Source organism: Bradyrhizobium sp., from assembly GCF_004799405.1.
Lineage (GTDB): Bacteria > Pseudomonadota > Alphaproteobacteria > Rhizobiales > Xanthobacteraceae > Bradyrhizobium.
The window spans coordinates 25,101-41,854 of sequence record NZ_SSMW01000038.1; the positions used below are offsets into that span (position 1 = coordinate 25,101).

14 protein-coding genes are annotated in these 16,754 nt (G+C 63.5%); 11 read left to right on the forward strand and 3 right to left on the reverse strand.

What is annotated here, in order from left to right; all coding sequences use genetic code 11:
• Nucleotides 1-3: 3 nt before the first annotated feature.
• The 3 genes from E7813_RS06920 to E7813_RS06930 form a co-directional block, all read right to left on the reverse strand.
• Nucleotides 4-750: an SDR family NAD(P)-dependent oxidoreductase gene (locus E7813_RS06920; RefSeq protein ID WP_291572178.1), complete on the reverse strand. Its 747-nt coding sequence runs from the start codon at nucleotides 748-750 to the stop codon at nucleotides 4-6.
• A 143-nt stretch (nucleotides 751-893) separates the two neighbouring features.
• Complete coding sequence (locus E7813_RS06925; protein ID WP_291572179.1) at nucleotides 894-1,628, reverse strand: SDR family oxidoreductase; 735 nt, start codon at nucleotides 1,626-1,628, stop codon at nucleotides 894-896.
• A 122-nt stretch (nucleotides 1,629-1,750) separates the two neighbouring features.
• A complete protein-coding gene (locus E7813_RS06930) occupies nucleotides 1,751-3,559 on the reverse strand; it encodes an IlvD/Edd family dehydratase (protein WP_291572180.1) in 1,809 nt (602 codons plus the stop codon).
• 222 nt (nucleotides 3,560-3,781) lie between these two features.
• Here E7813_RS06930 and ugpC point away from each other — a divergent pair, with 222 nt between their 5' ends.
• The 11 genes from ugpC to E7813_RS06985 form a co-directional block, all read left to right on the forward strand.
• Nucleotides 3,782-4,849, forward strand: a complete 1,068-nt coding sequence (ugpC, locus tag E7813_RS06935) for a sn-glycerol-3-phosphate ABC transporter ATP-binding protein UgpC (RefSeq protein ID WP_291572181.1) — start codon at nucleotides 3,782-3,784, stop codon at nucleotides 4,847-4,849.
• Between the two features lie 29 nt (nucleotides 4,850-4,878).
• On the forward strand, nucleotides 4,879-6,198 hold the full coding sequence (locus E7813_RS06940) for an ABC transporter substrate-binding protein (protein WP_291572183.1): 1,320 nt from the start codon (nucleotides 4,879-4,881) through the stop codon (nucleotides 6,196-6,198).
• Between the two features lie 100 nt (nucleotides 6,199-6,298).
• A complete protein-coding gene (locus tag E7813_RS06945; protein ID WP_291572185.1) occupies nucleotides 6,299-7,258 on the forward strand; it encodes a sugar ABC transporter permease in 960 nt (319 codons plus the stop codon).
• Nucleotides 7,259-7,338: 80 nt separating this feature from the next.
• Complete coding sequence (locus tag E7813_RS06950) at nucleotides 7,339-8,274, forward strand: carbohydrate ABC transporter permease (protein WP_291572187.1); 936 nt, start codon at nucleotides 7,339-7,341, stop codon at nucleotides 8,272-8,274.
• A 47-nt stretch (nucleotides 8,275-8,321) separates the two neighbouring features.
• Entirely contained in the window at nucleotides 8,322-9,308 is a 987-nt protein-coding gene (gene denD, locus E7813_RS06955) for a D-erythronate dehydrogenase (protein WP_291572189.1), read from the forward strand.
• Between the two features lie 98 nt (nucleotides 9,309-9,406).
• A complete protein-coding gene (locus E7813_RS06960) occupies nucleotides 9,407-10,576 on the forward strand; it encodes an acetyl-CoA acetyltransferase (RefSeq protein WP_291572190.1) in 1,170 nt (389 codons plus the stop codon).
• A 252-nt stretch (nucleotides 10,577-10,828) separates the two neighbouring features.
• A complete protein-coding gene (locus E7813_RS06965; protein WP_291572192.1) occupies nucleotides 10,829-12,037 on the forward strand; it encodes a CoA transferase in 1,209 nt (402 codons plus the stop codon).
• A gap of 5 nt (nucleotides 12,038-12,042) precedes the next feature.
• A complete protein-coding gene (locus E7813_RS06970) occupies nucleotides 12,043-13,209 on the forward strand; it encodes an acyl-CoA dehydrogenase family protein (protein WP_291572194.1) in 1,167 nt (388 codons plus the stop codon).
• A gap of 1 nt (nucleotide 13,210) precedes the next feature.
• Nucleotides 13,211-14,347, forward strand: coding sequence for a thiolase family protein (locus E7813_RS06975; RefSeq protein ID WP_291572196.1), 1,137 nt, complete (start codon nucleotides 13,211-13,213; stop codon nucleotides 14,345-14,347).
• Nucleotides 14,344-14,703 carry an OB-fold domain-containing protein gene (locus tag E7813_RS06980; protein WP_291572198.1) on the forward strand — a complete coding sequence of 120 codons (360 nt, stop codon included), beginning with the start codon at nucleotides 14,344-14,346 and terminating at the stop codon, nucleotides 14,701-14,703. Before E7813_RS06975 ends, E7813_RS06980 begins: the two co-directional genes overlap by 4 nt.
• Nucleotides 14,700-16,754, forward strand: a 2,055-nt coding sequence (locus E7813_RS06985; RefSeq protein ID WP_291572200.1) for an acetate--CoA ligase family protein, incomplete at its 3' end; no start/stop codon positions are given. The genes E7813_RS06980 and E7813_RS06985, both read left to right, overlap by 4 nt.

The window sequence follows — 16,754 nt, forward strand, 5'->3', positions numbered from 1 at the left end:
GTTCTAGTAAGTCGCGCGCCCGCCGGAAATATCGAACACCGCGCCGGTGGAGAACGCGCAATCCTCCGAAGCCAGCCACGCCACCATCGCCGCGAGTTCTTCCACCAGCACGAAGCGTCCTTTCGGGATCTTCGAAAGCATGAAATCGATATGCTGCTGCGTCATCTGGTCGAAGATCGCGGTTTTGGCGGCGGCCGGCGTCACCGCGTTAACGGCGATGTCGTAGCCGGCGAGTTCCTTGCCGAGCGACTTGGTCAGCGCGATCAGGCCGGCCTTCGACGCCGAGTAGTGCGCCGCGTTGGGGTTGCCTTCCTTGCCGGCGATCGAGGCGATGTTGACGATACGGCCGTATTTCTGCCTGACCATCGACGGCACCACCGCCTTGCAACAGATGAAGGGGCCATCGAGATTGACGCGCAACACCTTGCGCCATTCATCGAGGTCGGTTTCCCACACCGTCTTGTTGACGCCGGCGATCCCGGCGTTGTTGACGAGGATGTCGATCTTGCCGAGCGCTTTCAGCGTGGCGGCCGTCGTCTTCTCGACCGCGGCAAGGTCAGATACGTCGACCTCAAAGGCGGTGGCGCCGGCGCCGATCGCCCTGGCGGTCTTTTCGGCGAACGGCAGATCATGATCCCAGATCGCGACCCTGGCGCCGGAGGCGACGAAGCGTTCGGTGATGGCGCGCCCGAACCCTTGCGCGCCGCCGGTGACGACGGCGCAGCGGCCGTTGAGATCGATCTTGTTCATGAAGAAGTCCTTTCTCGAAATCCCCTCGGCAATTTCCGGATTCGTCATTCCGGGATGCGCGTAGCACAGGACCGGAATCCATACGCCGGATCGTGGTTATGGATTCCGGGCTCGTCGCTTTGCGACGCCCCGGAATGGCGAGGTTACAACGTCCAGCCGCCATCGATGATATGTGCGACGCCGGTCGTGAACGAGCTTTCGTCGCTGGCGAGATAGACCGCGAGCGAAGCGATTTCTTCCGCGGTGCCGAGCCGCCCCATCGGCTGCCGGCTGACGAACATCTCGCGCCCTCCGGGCCCCGCGGCAGCGGCGCGGTCAAGCATCGAGGGGGTTTCGATGGTGCCGGGACAGATGCAATTGCAGCGGATGCCCCCGGTGATGAAATCGGTCGCGACCGCGCGGGTCAGCGCCGCCACGGCGGCTTTGGTTGCGCCATAGACGTAGCGGTTGGGCGCGGCCTTGAAGACGCCCGCGGCGGAGGAGATGTTGACGATCGAACCGTGGCCGGATTCCAGCATGCCCGGCAGGAACGCCCTGATGGTCCGGTGCATCGACTTGACGTTGAGGTCGAAGGAAAAATCCCACTGATCGTCGGAGCAGTCGAGCACGGTGCCGTGATGCACGAAGCCGGCCGCGTTGAGCAGGATGTCGATCTTGCCGACGCGCTTGGCCATCGCGGCCACCGCGGCGGTGTCACGGACATCGAGCCGCGCCACCTCTGAGACGCCGTCCTTCGGCAGCTGCGCCAGGCCCTTTTCGTCGATGTCGGTTGCGAACACCGTGGCGCCCTCGCGCGCAAAGGCGACGGCGCAGGCGCGGCCGATGCCGGCGGCACCCGCGGTCACAAACGCGCGTTTGCCCTTCAGGCGGTCAGACATGTTGTTCTCCTGTCTTTGGTCATTCCGGGGCGCGGCGAAGTCGCGGGCCCGGAATCCATAACCACGATCGGGAGTATGGATTCCGGGCCGACGCTACGCGCATCCCGGAATGACGGCCGTTGTTAATGATTGTCACGCGCGACGCCGACGGTGCCGGCGATGTCGTGATAGCGGGTCGCGAACTCCATGCAGGCGCCGGTGGCCTGCTGGCCGACGGTCGAGCGGTAGAGTTCCTGCCAGGGCGTCTGGTTGGCGGGGTATTTGAAGCCGCCATCCGCCTTCAGCCTGGCATGGCGCTGCTTCAGCTCCTCGTCGGAAATCAGAATGTTGGCGCTGCCCTTGTTGAGGTCGATGCGAACCTTGTCGCCGGTCCTGAGGATCGCAAGGCCGCCATTGGCCGCGGCTTCCGGCGTGGCGTTGAGGATCGACGGCGAGCCCGACGTGCCGGACTGGCGGCCATCGCCGATGCAGGGCAGCGACAGGATACCGCGTTTGATCAGCGCCGCCGGCGGCTGCATGTTCACTACCTCGGCGCCGCCGGGATAGCCGATCGGGCCGGTGCCGCGCACGAACAGGATGCAGTGCTCGTCGATCTCGAGCGCGGGATCGTCGATGCGGTGGTGATAATCCTCAGGCCCCTCGAAGACGATGGCGCGGCCCTCGAATGCGTTGGGGTCCTTCGGATTGATCAGATAGCGGTCGCGGAACTCCTTTGAGATCACGCTGGTCTTCATGATCGCGGAGTCGAAAAGATTGCCGCGCAACACCAGGAAACCGGCGTCCTTGACCAGCGGTTTGTCGTAACTCCAGATCACGTCGCCATCGGGCTTCGGCGCTTGGCGGCAATTGTCGCCCATGGTGTGACCGTTGACGGTCATGGCGCCCTCGTGGATGCGCCCGTGCTGCATCAATTCGCGCACCACGGCGGGGACGCCGCCGGCGCGATGATATTCCTCGCCGAGATAGAAGCCGGCCGGCTGCATGTTCACCAGCAACGGAATTTCATGGCCGTACTTCTGCCAATCGTCGATCGAGAGTTCCACGCCGACGTGACGGGCCAGCGCATTGATGTGGATCGGCGCGTTGGTCGAGCCGCCGATCGCCGAATTGACCACGATGCAGTTCTCGAACGCCTTTCGCGTCAGGATGTCGGATGGCTTCAAATCCTCCCACACCATGCCGACGATGCGCGTGCCGGTCTCGTAGGCAATCTGGCCGCGTTCGCGATAGGGGGCGGGGATCGCCGCACATCCCGGCAGCGACATGCCGAGCGCCTCGGCCAGCGAATTCATGGTGGAGGCGGTGCCCATGGTGTTGCAATGGCCGACCGATGGCGCGGATGAGGCCACGATATTCATGAATTCCTCGTAGTCGATCTCGCCCGCCGCAAGCTGCTCGCGTGCTTTCCAGACCACCGTGCCCGAGCCGGAACGCACACCGTTGTGCCAGCCGTTGAGCATCGGCCCGCCCGACAGCACGATGGCCGGCAGATTGACGGTCGCAGCGGCCATCAGGCAGGCGGGAGTGGTCTTGTCGCAGCCGGTGGTCAGCACCACGCCATCTAGGGGATAGCCGAACAGGATTTCGACCAATCCGAGATAAGCAAGGTTGCGGTCGAGGGCCGCGGTCGGGCGCTTGCCGGTCTCCTGGATCGGATGCATCGGAAATTCCATCGCGATGCCGCCGGCGGCGCGAATTCCCTCGCGGACGCGGTGCGCCAGTTCCAGGTGATGGCGGTTGCAGGGTGACAGGTCGTTGCCGGTCTGGGCGATGCCGATGATCGGCTTGCCGGCCTGCAGCTCATGCCGGGTCAGGCCGTAATTAAGGTAGCGCTCGAGATAAAGCGCGGTCATCCCGGGATTATGAGGGTTGTTGAACCACTCGCTGGAACGGAGTTTGCGCCTGGTGATCCCGGTAAGCGGCTTGTTCATGGTTTCTCCCGCAGCGCACACGCCTTGTTTTTGTGCGTAATGTTCGTGTTGGCGCGGGATGTTTGCATGCCGAGGCCCGGTCCGCAATGTTTGCCGGGGTGGAAGGATACCTACGACTTTGATCCAACGACATAGCCAAAAAAGTCTGGTAAGACCCCCGGTTAAATAAGGGACGACCGGGCCTTTGCCGTCCGGCCGTCGGGTGTTTCGGGGAGGGTATGTATGTCGTCGGTGCAGATTCGCGACGTGCGGAAATCGTTTGGCGGCTTTGAAGTCCTGCACGGCGTGTCGATCCCGATCGAGGACGGCGCCTTCGTTGTTCTGGTCGGGCCCTCCGGCTGTGGCAAATCGACCCTGTTGCGGATGCTCGCCGGGCTCGAAAACATCACGTCGGGGACGATTTCGATCGGCGACCGCGTGGTCAACAACGTCCAGCCCAAAGAGCGCGACATCGCCATGGTGTTCCAGAACTATGCGCTCTATCCGCATATGACGGTCGCCGACAATATGGGATTTTCGCTCAAGCTGCGGGGCGCCAGCGCCGACGAGATCAGCAAGGGGGTGGCCCGCGCCGCGGAAATCCTCGCCCTGACGCCGCTCTTGGATCGCTATCCCCGGCAATTGTCGGGCGGCCAGCGCCAGCGCGTGGCGATGGGACGCGCGATCGTCCGCGACCCCCAGGTGTTCCTGTTCGACGAGCCGTTGTCCAACCTCGACGCCAAGCTGCGCGTGGCGATGCGTACCGAAATCAAGGAACTGCACCAGCGGCTGAAGACCACCACGGTCTACGTCACCCACGACCAGATCGAAGCCATGACCATGGCCGACAAGATCGTGGTGATGCATGACGGCATCGTGGAGCAGATCGGCACGCCGCTCGAATTGTATGACCGGCCGGATAACCAGTTCGTCGCCGGCTTCATCGGTTCGCCCGCGATGAATTTCCTTAAAGGCAGGGTGAAGGTGAACGGCAGCGCCGGCTTCGAGGGCCCCAACGGCGTCAAGTTGCCGCTGGCTTCGGCGCCTGCCAATTCCGACGGCCGCCCCGCGGTGTACGGAGTGCGGCCCGAACACTTCACCATCGCCGACGACGGTGCCGAAGCCGAGATCGTGGTGGTGGAACCGACGGGATCGGAAACCCAGGTTTTCGCCAAGCTCGGCGGAGAACAGGTCGTCGCGGTGTTCCGCGAACGTCATCAATTCAATCCGGGCGACAAGGTCCGGCTTAAACCAGATCCCGCGCTCGTGCATTTGTTCGACGAGACGACGGGTAAGCGGCTCAACGCCTGAGAAATCAAAAACCTTACGGAGGAACCACTATGCATGACTTTACTCGCCGCACCCTGCTTCAGGGCGGCACCGCGTTAGCGACGGCCGGCGCACTGACCGGGCCGGCCCTGTTCGACTTTGCGAAGGCCTGGGCGCAAACCGCGCCGTGGAAGGCGGAAAAAGGCGCCAAGCTCACCGTGATGCGCTGGAAGCGCTTCGTGCCGGCGGAAGACGACGCGTTCAATGCGATGGTCGCGGCGTTCAAGGCGGCGACCGGAACCGAAATGAACGTGTTCAGCGAATCCTTCGAGGACGTGCAGCCAAAGGCCTCGGTCGCGGCGAACACCGGCTCGGGTCTCGATCTGGCCTGGGGCCTGCATACGCTGCCGCAATTGTTTCCGACCAAAGTGCTGAAGATGAACGACGTCGCCGACTACCTCGGCAAGAAGTACGGCGGATGGACCGACGCCGCCGCCGCCACCTGCAAGCAGGGCAATGACTGGCTCGGCATCCCGGTCGCGACCATCGGCGGTTACATGACCTACCGCAAGTCGGCCACCGACAAGGCCGGCTTCAGCGAATTCCCGAAGGACTTCCCGGGCTTCCTTGCGATGTGCAAGGCGCTGAAGGCGAACAACACCCCCGCTGGCTTCGCGCTCGGTCATGCGACCGGCGACGCCAACGGATGGCTGCACTGGATCCTGTGGGGCCATGGCGCCTACACCGTCGACAAGAACGACAAGGTCATCATCAACTCGCCGGAGACCGTGAAGGCGCTGGAATACTGCAAGGCGCTCTCTGATACCTTCATTCCTGGAGTCGCCTCCTGGAACGATTCGTCCAACAACAAGGCCTTCCTGGCCGGCGAGCTCTATTGCACCGCCAACGGCATCTCGATCTATGTCGCCGCCAAGGATGATCCGGCCAAGAAGGATCTCGCCGAGGACACCTATCACGCGCTGATGCCGGTCGGCCCGATCGGCAAGCCGACCGAACTGCAGCTGTGCGTTCCGATCCTGGCGTTCAACTTCACCAAATATCCGAACGCGGCGAAGGCCTTCATCGCCTTCATGCTGGAGAAGGAACAGTTCGATAAGTGGCTGTCCGGCGCACGGGGATATCTCACCCAAACGCTCAACGCCTATGACTCCTCGCCGGTGTGGACCGCAGACCCAAAGAACGCCGTGTTCGGACAGGCCAGCAAGCGCGCGCTTCCCGCATCCGGCATCGGCACCCCGGGCGAGAAGGCGGCAACTGCCATCGCCGACTTCCTGGTGGTGGACATGTTCGCCAACTACTGCACGGGTCGCGAAGACGCCAAGGGCACGATCGCGATTGCCGAACGGCAGTTGAAGCGTATCTATCGCTGAGTAAAAATCGGGCGGGCTGCGAGCGATTGCAGTCCGCCCGATCTGATATTCTATCGCGTGCTCCGGCGAGACGGCATCGTCAGTACAAGGGATTTCGTCAATGGCTGACATCGCAATGCAACCCCGGATGGCCAAGGCGCAGATACGCGAGGCCACCACCTGGGACCAGCTTCGGACCAACCGCAACTGGCTCGGTTTCTGGTTCATGCTGCCGGCGATGGCGTTCCTGATCTTTTTCCTGGCCTATCCGCTGGGGCTGGGGATCTGGATTTCGTTCACCGACGCCAAGATCGGACGGCCCGGCGAATTCATCGGAGTCGAGAATTACGAATGGCTGTGGGGCGATTCGATCTTCTGGCTGTCGGTATTCAATACGCTGCTCTACACCTCGGTCGCCAGCGCCATCAAATTCGCGATCGGGCTCTATCTGGCGCTGCTGCTGAACGAGAACATGCCGTTCAAGGCGATGCTGCGCGCTCTGGTGCTGATCCCCTTCATCGTGCCGACCGTGCTGTCGGCGCTGGCGTTCTGGTGGATATTCGATTCGCAGTTCTCGATCATCTCGTGGTCGCTCAAGCACCTCGGCCTGATCACCCAGAACATCAACTTCCTCGGCGACGTCACCTGGGCGCGGATCTGCGTGATCTTCGCCAACATCTGGCGCGGCGTTCCCTTTGTCGCGATCACGCTACTGGCGGGTTTGCAGACCGTGCAGCCGTCGCTTTATGAGGCCGCGACGCTCGACGGCGCCAGCAAGTGGGAGATGTTCCGCTACATCACCTATCCGCTGCTGACCCCGATCATCGCGGTGGTGATGACGTTCTCGGTGCTGTTCACCTTCACCGACTTCCAGTTGATCTGGGCGATGACGCGCGGCGGCCCGGTCAATGCCACCCATCTGATGGCGACGTTGTCCTACCAGCGCGCCATCATCGCAGGGCAGCTCGGCGAGGGTGCGGCCATTTCGAGCGCGATGATCCCGTTCCTGCTGGCGGCGATCATGGTTTCCTGGTTTGGACTGCAGCGCCGCAAGTGGCAGCAGGGAGAGAACAATGACTAAGCCGTGGCGCTGCGTTATTTTCTGGCGCGAACGGGGCAAGCCTCGCACGCGTTGCCGTAAGTGGCAGCAGGGTGGGAACAATGACTGATCTTCCCACCTCGCGGATCGATCTCAAGGCCGTGTTATCCGGCTCGTCGCCGACGGTCGCGATGGACGATCATAGCGAGGGCATGAGCTATCTGCAGTCGGTGCCGCGCCGCCTGGTGACGCTTTATCTGCCGCTGTCCATCATCGTGATCGTTCTGCTGTTTCCATTTTACTGGATGGGCCTGACGGCGATCAAACCCGACGAACAACTGCTCGATCTCGACAAGTTCAATCCGTTCTGGACCTGGAATCCGACCTTCAAGCACATCCACAAGCTGTTGTTTGAAAGCTACTATCCGCACTGGCTGTGGAACACGATGTATGTCGCGGTCTGCGCCACTATTCTTTCGATCGTAGCCAGCGTGCTTGCGGCCTACGCGATCGTGCGGCTGCGATACCGCGGCGCGCAATGGGTCGGCGGACTGATCTTCATGTCCTACCTGGTGCCGCCGTCGATCCTGTTCATTCCACTCGCCACCGTCGTGTTCCAGTACGGCCTGTTCGACTCGCCGCTGGCGCTGATCCTGACCTATCCGACCATCCTGATCCCGTTCTCGACCTGGCTCCTGATGGGTTATTTCAAGACCATCCCGTTCGAGCTGGAGGAATGCGCGCTGATCGACGGCGCCAGCCGCTGGCAGATCCTGACCCGGATCGTGCTGCCGCTGGCGATACCCGGATTGATCTCGGCGTTCATCTTCTGCTTCACGCTGTGCTGGAACGAGTTCATCTACGCGCTGACCTTCCTGCAATCGACCCAGAACAAGACGGTGCCGGTGGCGATCGTCAACGAATTCGTTGACGGCGATATCTATCGCTGGGGATCGCTGATGGCGGGCGCGCTGGCGGGATCGCTGCCGCTGGTCATCCTCTATGCGTTCTTTGTCGAACACTATGTGTCGGCAATGACCGGAGCCGTCAAAGAGTAGGCGCGCGGGCCCGGCGTCCAAAACCAAGAACAAGAAGGAGTTGGGTCTTGCACATACTGGTTCTGGGCGCAGCCGGCATGGTCGGCCGCAAATTGAGCGAGCGGCTGCTGCGCGACGGCCGCCTCGGCAAGCGCGACATCTCGCGGCTGACCCTGCATGATGTGGTCGCGCCCGCGAAGCCGGCGAATGCGGGATTTCCGGTCGATACCGTGACATCCGACTTCGCCGTACCGGGCGCCGCCGCAAAGCTGGTCGCGGACCGGCCCGATGTGATCTTTCATCTCGCGGCGATCGTCTCCGGCGAGGCCGAACTCGATTTCGACAAGGGCTACCGGATCAATTTCGACGGCACGCGGATGCTGCTGGACGCGGTCAGGCTGATTGGCGGCGGCTACAAGCCCAGGGTCGTGTTCACTTCGTCGATCGCGGTATTCGGCGCGCCGTTTCCCGACGCCATCGGCGACGAATTCTTTCAGACGCCGTTGTTGAGCTACGGCACCCAGAAGGCGATCGGCGAACTGCTGCTCGCCGATTATTCCCGTCGTGGATTCATGGACGGCATCGGCATCCGGCTGCCGACGATCTGCATCCGCCCCGGTTTGCCCAACAAGGCCGCGTCCGGCTTCTTCTCCAACATCCTGCGCGAACCGCTTGCGGGCAAGGAGGCGGTGCTGCCGGTATCCGAGGATGTCCGCCACTGGCACGCCACGCCGCGCTCGGCGGTCGGCTTTTTGATTCACGCCGCGACCATGGACAGCGCGACCGCCGGAACACGGCGCAACCTCACCATGCCCGGCCTTTCCGCCACCGTCGGCGAGCAGATTGCAGCCTTGAAGCGGGTGGCGGGCGACAAGGTGGCAGCGAGGATCAAGCGCGAGCCCGACCCGTTCATCATGGGGATCGTCGACGGCTGGCCGCGCAATTTCGAAGCCAAGCGGGCGGTCAAGCTCGGCTTCACCACCGCCGAAAAGACCTTCGACGACATCATCCGGATCCACATCGAGGACGAACTTGGCGGCAAGTTCGTGGCTTGATCTGAATTGAAGGGACGGCCCCATTCCGGTGCCGAAAACCGGTCCTATATGATACGGTGCGGCTTGCCTCGCGCCCGCTTGAATCAGGGAGAACCACCATGACAGCCAGCATCGTCGGATGGGCGCATACGCCGTTCGGCAAGTTCGATACCGAAACCGTCGAAAGTCTCGTGGTCCGGGTCGCCACCGATGCGATGGCCGACGCCGGCATCTCCGCGGCCGATGTCGATGAAATCGTGCTCGGGCATTTCAACGGCGGGTTCTCGGCGCAGGATTTTACCGCCTCGCTGGTGCTGCAGGCCGATCCGCAATTACGCTTCAAGCCGGCAACGAGGGTGGAGAACGCCTGCGCCACCGGATCGGCCGCGGTGCATCAGGGCATCAAGGCCATTGCGTCGGGTGCGGCGAAAATCGTGCTGGTGGTCGGCGTCGAGCAGATGACGAAGACGCCGGCGCCGGAGATCGGCCGCAACCTGCTCCGCGCGTCGTATCTGCCCGAGGATGGCGACACCCCCGGCGGCTTTGCCGGCGTGTTCGGCAAGATCGCGCAGGCCTATTTCCAGAGGCACGGCGACCAGTCCGACGCGCTGGCGATGATCGCCGCCAAGAACCACAAGAACGGCGTCGCCAATCCCTACGCCCAGATGCGCAAGGATTTCGGTTACGAGTTCTGCCGCTCCGAGAGCGAGAAGAACCCGTTCGTGGCCGGGCCCTTGAAGCGCACCGACTGTTCGCTGGTGTCGGATGGCGCGGCGGCACTGGTGCTGACGGACCAGGAAACCGCGAAATCGATGGGCAAGGCGGTCAACATCAGGGCCACCGCGCATGTGCAGGACTTCCTGCCGATGTCGAAGCGCGACATCCTGCTGTTCGAAGGCTGCACCGTGGCCTGGCAGCGCGCGCTGCAATCGGCCGGCGTGCAGCTGTCGGATTTGTCGTTCGTCGAAACCCACGACTGTTTCACGGTTGCCGAGCTGATCGAATATGAAGCGATGGGCTTGACGCCGCGAGGGCAGGGGGCGCGCGCCATCAAGGAAGGCTGGACCCAGAAGGACGGCAAGCTGCCGATCAATCCTTCCGGTGGATTGAAGGCCAAGGGGCACCCGATCGGCGCCACCGGCGTCTCCATGCATGTGATGAGCGCGATGCAGCTTTTGGGACAGGCGCCCGAGGGCATGCAGCTCCGGGACCCCAAGCTCGGCGGCATCTTCAACATGGGCGGTGCGGCGGTGGCGAATTACGTCTCGCTGCTGGAGCCGGTGAAGTAGCCGGATGCCGTGTCCCGGACGCGGTGCAGCGTTCTTCACGCTGCGCCGCAGAGCCGGGATCCATGAGTTGCTTAGGTAAGATGGACCCCGGCTCAGCAGCGCACCGCTTCGCGTTGCGTCCGGGGAACGCGTCATTGAGCGCACCCATCTATCGTCCAATACCACCCATACCCTTGATCTCGCCCTCGCCCTGCCGTTACTAGGCAGAGAAAATGGCGCAGTCCAACGCGCGCATCGGGAGCGAACGCAATCATGGGACCATTGGAGGGCGTCAAGGTCGTGGATATGACGACCGTGCTGATGGGACCGTATGCGACCCAGATGCTCGGCGATTATGGCGCCGATATCATCAAGGTCGAAACGCTTGATGGCGACGTGACGCGGCTGATCGGCCCGACCCGCCATCCCGGCATGGGTCCGGTATTCCTCAACACCAATCGCAGCAAGCGCAGCATCTGCCTCGACCTGAAAAAACCGGCCGGCCGCGCCGCGGTGCTGCGGCTGATCGCGTCCGCCGACGTGCTGGTTTACAATGTGCGTCCGCAGGCGATGGCGCGGCTGCAACTCGGCTACGAGGAGGTCGCAAAGCTCAACCCGCGCCTGATCTATGCCGGCGTGTTCGGCTTCGGCCAGGATGGGCCCTATGCAGCCAAGCCCGCCTATGACGACCTGATCCAGGGCGCGACCGCGCTGCCCGCTCTGATGGCGCAGACCGGCGACGGCGTGCCGCGTTATGTCCCGAATGCGCTGGTCGACCGCATCGTCGGGCTCACGGCGGTGGGCGCGATCTGCGCCAGCCTCGTCCATCGCGACCGCACCGGGCGCGGCCAGCGGCTGGATATTCCGATGTTCGAGACCATGGCCGGCTTCGTGATGGGCGATCACATGGGCGGTCTCACCTACGAGCCGCCGCTGGACAGAGGCGGCTATGCGCGGCATCTGTCGCGCGACCGGCGGCCCTACAAAACCTCCGACGGCTATATCTGCGTGATCGTCTACAACGACAAGCAATGGGATAATTTCTTCAAGGCCACCGGGCGCGACGACTTGCGCCGCAATCCCAAATTCGCAACCTTTGCCGGGCGCGCCGTCAATATCGATGTGGTCTATGCCGAACTCGCCCGCATTTTCGAGGCGCGAACCACCGCCGAATGGACCGTACTGCTGGAGAAGGCCGACGTGCCCGTGATGCCGATGCATGATCTCGAGAGCATCCTGCACGACCCGCATTTGGTCGCGACCAGCTTTTTCCCCATCGTCAATCATCCGACCGAGGGCCCGATCCGCAACATGAAAGTCGCCGCCACCTGGTCGCAGACGCCGGTCGATCCCGTGAGGCTGGCGCCGCGGCTGAACCAGCACGGCGAGGAAATTTTGCGCGAAGCCGGCTTCTCCGCGGACGAGATCGCTGCAATGGTGCGCGACGGCGTGACCAGAACCGCCGGCGTTTCGCAGGACTGATAGAGATGGATTTTGCGCTCACAGCCAACCAGGAATCGATCCGCGATGCGGTTGCGAGAATCTGCGCGCGGTTCGACGACGCCTATTGGCTGAAGAAGGACAAGCAGGGTGGGTTCCCGGCCGACTTCCACAAGGCGCTGGCGGATGCCGGTTGGCTCGGCATCTGCATTCCCGAGGCCTATGGCGGCTCGGGGCTTGGGATCGTGGATGCCGCGATCATGATGCGGACGATCGCGGAGTCCGGCGCCGGCATGTCGGGCGCTTCGGCGGTGCACATGAATGTGTTCGGACTCAATCCGGTGGTGGTGTTCGGCAATGAGGAACAATGCAAGCGGATGCTGCCGCCGATCGTCGACGGCACGCAGAAGGCCTGCTTTGCCGTCACCGAACCCAACACCGGCCTCAACACCACGCAGCTAAAGACCCGCGCGGTGCGGAGCGGCAACAAGTATGTCGTCAACGGCCAGAAGGTCTGGATCTCCACCGCCCAGGTCGCCGAAAAGATCCTGCTGCTGGCGCGCACCACGCCGCTGGAAGAAGTCAAGAGCCCGACTCACGGCCTCAGCCTGTTCTATACCGATTTCGATCGCGGCCGCATCGCCGTGCACGAGATCGAGAAGATGGGCCGCAAGGCCGTCGACTCCAACGAGTTGTTCATCGAGAATTTCGAAATACCGGTTGCGGATCGCCTCGGCGAGGAAGGCCGCGGCTTTGAATACATCCTGCACGGCATGAATCCGGAACGCATCCTGATCGCCGCCGAGGCGGTCGGGCTCGGCAAGCTGGCGCTGTCGCGCGCCGCGGACTACGCCAAGACCCGCATCGTATTCAACCGCCCCATTGGCAAGAACCAGGCGATCCAGCACCCGCTGGCGAAAAACTGGATGGAGCTGGAGGCGGCATGGCTGATAACGCTGTCGGCCGGCTGGCAGTACGATCAGGGCCTGCCCTGTGGCCCCGCCGCCAACGCCGCGAAATATCTCGCCGGCGAGGCCGGCTATCATGCCTGCGAACAGGCCGTCATGACCCATGGCGGCTTTGGCTACGCCAGGGAATTCCATGTCGAGCGCTATTTGCGCGAATCCCTGATCCCGCGCATCGCCCCGATCAGCCCGCAGCTCATTCTCAGCTTTATTGCCGAGAAAGTCCTGGGCCTGCCGAAGTCGTATTGAAATGAGCTTCATCACCGGCGTCGGACTGACGGCATTCGGCAGGCATGAGGGCTCTTCGTCGCTCGATCTCATGAGCAAGGCAGCGGAGCTCGCGATTGCCGACGCAGGTTTGAAGCGCGCCGATGTCGACGGCATCCTCTGCGGCTACTCCACGGTCTCGCCGCACATCATGCTCGCAACCGTGTTCGCCGAACATTTCGGAATCAAGCCAAGCTACGCCCATGCGGTGCAGGTCGGCGGCGCGACCGGGCTCGCGATGACGATGCTGGCGCATCATCTGGTCGAAGCCGGCGTCGTCAGGCATGTGCTGGTGGTCGGTGGCGAGAACCGCCTGACCGGGCAAAGCCGCGACGCCTCGATCCTGGCGCTGGCGCAGGTCGGCCATCCCGACTACGAGGTGGTGCTGGGACCGACCATTCCGGCCTATTACGGCCTCGTCGCCTCGAGATATATGCATGAGTACGGCGTGACCCAGCAAGACCTCGCCGAATGCGCGGTGCTGATGCGCCGCCACGCGCTGACGCATCCCGGCGCGCAGTTTCACGACGCGATCACCGTGGCCGACGTGATGGCCTCGAAGCCGGTGGCGCTGCCGCTGAAGCTATTGGATTGTTGCCCGGTGTCGGACGGCGGTGCGGCGTTCGTGGTCAGCCGCGATCGCACCGGTGAGACCGGTGTGCGCGTGCTCGGTTGCGCGCAGGCGCATACGCATCAGCATGTCACGGCGATGCCAGGTCTGAGTGAACTCGGCGCCGAGATCGCGATTGCGCGGGCCAAGGCCACCTCGGGCGTTGCGATTTCAGATGTGCGTTATGCGGCTATTTACGACAGCTTCACCATCACGCTGGCGATGTTGCTGGAAGACCTCGGCCTTGCCGGGCGCGGCGAGGCGGCGGCGCGGGTGCGGTCCGGCTACTTTAATGGCAACGGCGCGATGCCGCTCAACACCCATGGCGGTCTCCTCAGCTACGGCCATTGCGGCGTTGGCGGCGCGATGGCGCATCTGGTCGAAACCCATCTGCAGATGACCGGACGCGCCGGCAATCGCCAGGTGAGCGACGCCTCGGTCGCGCTGCTGCACGGCGACGGCGGTGTGCTGTCGTCGCATGTCAGTATGTTTCTGGAGCGGACGCGATGAGCGGCGTGAAGGACTGGACCGCGGGCGCGGAAGCGATCGTCTATCAATCCTGCCCGGCTTGCGACGCGCGGCAATATTTCCGCCGCAGCTTCTGTTGTTCATGCGGTGCGCCGGACCCGGTCGAGAAACTCGCCGGCGGCGAGGGCGTCATTTACGCCACGTCGCTGGTGTGCCGCGCCGCCACCCCGGAGGCCCGCGCGCACATCCCCTACAACATCGTTCTGGTCGATGCCGCCGAAGGCTTTCGCATGATGGCGCACGGCGACAACGATCTCTTGATCGGCGATCGCGTCACCGCGCGTTTTGTCCCCTTCGCCGGCCGCCTCGTTCCATACTTCGCAAGGACAAGATCATGAGCCGTCTCAAGGCCGCACTCGATCCCAAATCCGTCGCCATCATCGGCGCCTCGGAAAATCCCAACAAGGTCGGCGGCCGTCCGGTGCATTACCTCGACAAGTTCGGCTTCAAGGGCAGGATCTTCCCGATCAATCCGTCGCGCGCCGAGGTGCAGGGCTACAAATGCTACAACAGCCTTGACGATCTGCCGGAGGCTCCCGAGATGGTGATCGTCGCGGTCGCCGGCGACAACGCCATCGGTGTGGTCGAGGATTGCGCCGCGCACGGCGTCAAGATCGCGGTGGTGATGGCGTCGGGCTTCGGCGAGGTCGATGCCGTCGCCGGCAAGGCCAAGGAGCGGCGCATGGTCGAGGCCGCGCACAGGGCCGGCATGCGCATCGTCGGTCCGAATTCGCAAGGCCTCGCCAATTTCGGCACCGGCGCGATCGCGAGCTTCTCCACCATGTTCATGGACATGGAGCGCGCCGAAGGGCACGTCGCGATGCTGAGCCAGAGCGGCGCGCTCTCGACGGTGCCGGTCGGATTCCTGCGTCAACGCGGCATCGGCGTTCGCCACACCCACGCCACCGGCAACGACGCCGATATTTCGGTCGGTGAACTCGCCGTCGCGGTCGCCGAAGACCCCGAAGTAAAACTGCTGCTGCTCTATCTCGAAAGTATTCCCGAGACGAAATATCTCGAAGAGCTGGCCGCGCTAGCGCTCGACCGGGATCTTCCGATCATCGCGCTGAAATCCGGCCGCTCCGAGGCTGGCCGGCAGGCGGCGCTATCGCATACCGGGGCGCTCGCCAATGAGGATCGCGTGGTCGATGCGTTCTTCGAACATCACGGCATCTGGCGCGCGCCGGACATGCGCGGGCTGGTGGAGGCGACCGAACTTTATCTGAAGGGCTGGAAGCCCAAGGGCAGGCGTTTGGTGGCGGTCAGCAATTCCGGCGCGGTCTGCGTACTGACCGCGGATGCTGCGACCGCGGTGGGCATGCCGATGGCGAAGCTGTCGGATGAAACCGACAAGAAGCTCAAGGGTATCCTGCCGAGTTTTGCCACCACCACCAACCCGATCGACCTGACCGCGGCGCTGCTGTCGAACGGGCGGCTGTTCGGCGACATCCTGCCGGTGATCGCGCAGGATCCTGCCGCCGACGCGTTCCTGGTCGGCATTCCCGTCGCCGGTCCCGGTTACGACGTGGAAGCCTTTGCGCGCGACTCCGCGGCGTTTGGCAGGCAGACCGGCAAGCCGCTGGTGATCGCAGCGACCCAGCGCAGCGTCGCCGATCAATTTGCCGCCGAAGGCCTGTCGGTATTTCCAACCGAAACCGAAGCGGTCACCGCGCTGCATCAATTTCTCGCCCACCGCGAATTGATGGCGCGTACGCTCGCGCGCAAGGCGACGCGCGCCAAAGACATATCGTCACTGGTTCCGTCCGCTGCGACGACAATGCTGAACGAAGCCGACAGCCTCGCTCTGCTGGTTGCGCGCGACATCCCGGTGGTGGCGCACCGGTTGTGCCGGTCGCGGGCCGAAGCCGTGGCGGCCTTCGCCGCGATCGGCGGCCCGGTCGTGGTCAAGGGATGCTCGGCCGATATCGCCCACAAGTCCGAGCTTGGATTGGTGAAACTCGGCGTCAAGAGCCGCGAAGAGGCCGGCGAGGTCTGGGCGCAGATGGAAGGCATCATCCGCAAGCATGGCGCGCGGTTCGACGGCGTCATCGTGGCGGCAATGGCCGACGGCCGGCGCGAGATCATGATCGGCGCGCATCGCGATCCCGTGTTCGGCGCCGTCGTGGCGGTCGGCGACGGCGGCAAATACGTCGAGATTTTCCGCGACACCACGCTGCTGTTGCCGCCGTTTTCCAAGCAGGATGTGATGGAGGCGCTTGGAAAGTTGCGGATCGCGCCTCTGTTCGCGGGCGTGCGCGGCGAACCGCCGATGGATGTCGAGGCGCTGTGCGACGCCGTGGTCAAGATCGGCGAGTTGATGCTCGATCCCGCGGCCAGAGTGATGAGCCTCGATCTCAACCCGGTGCTGCTCGACAGCGCGGGCAGGGGC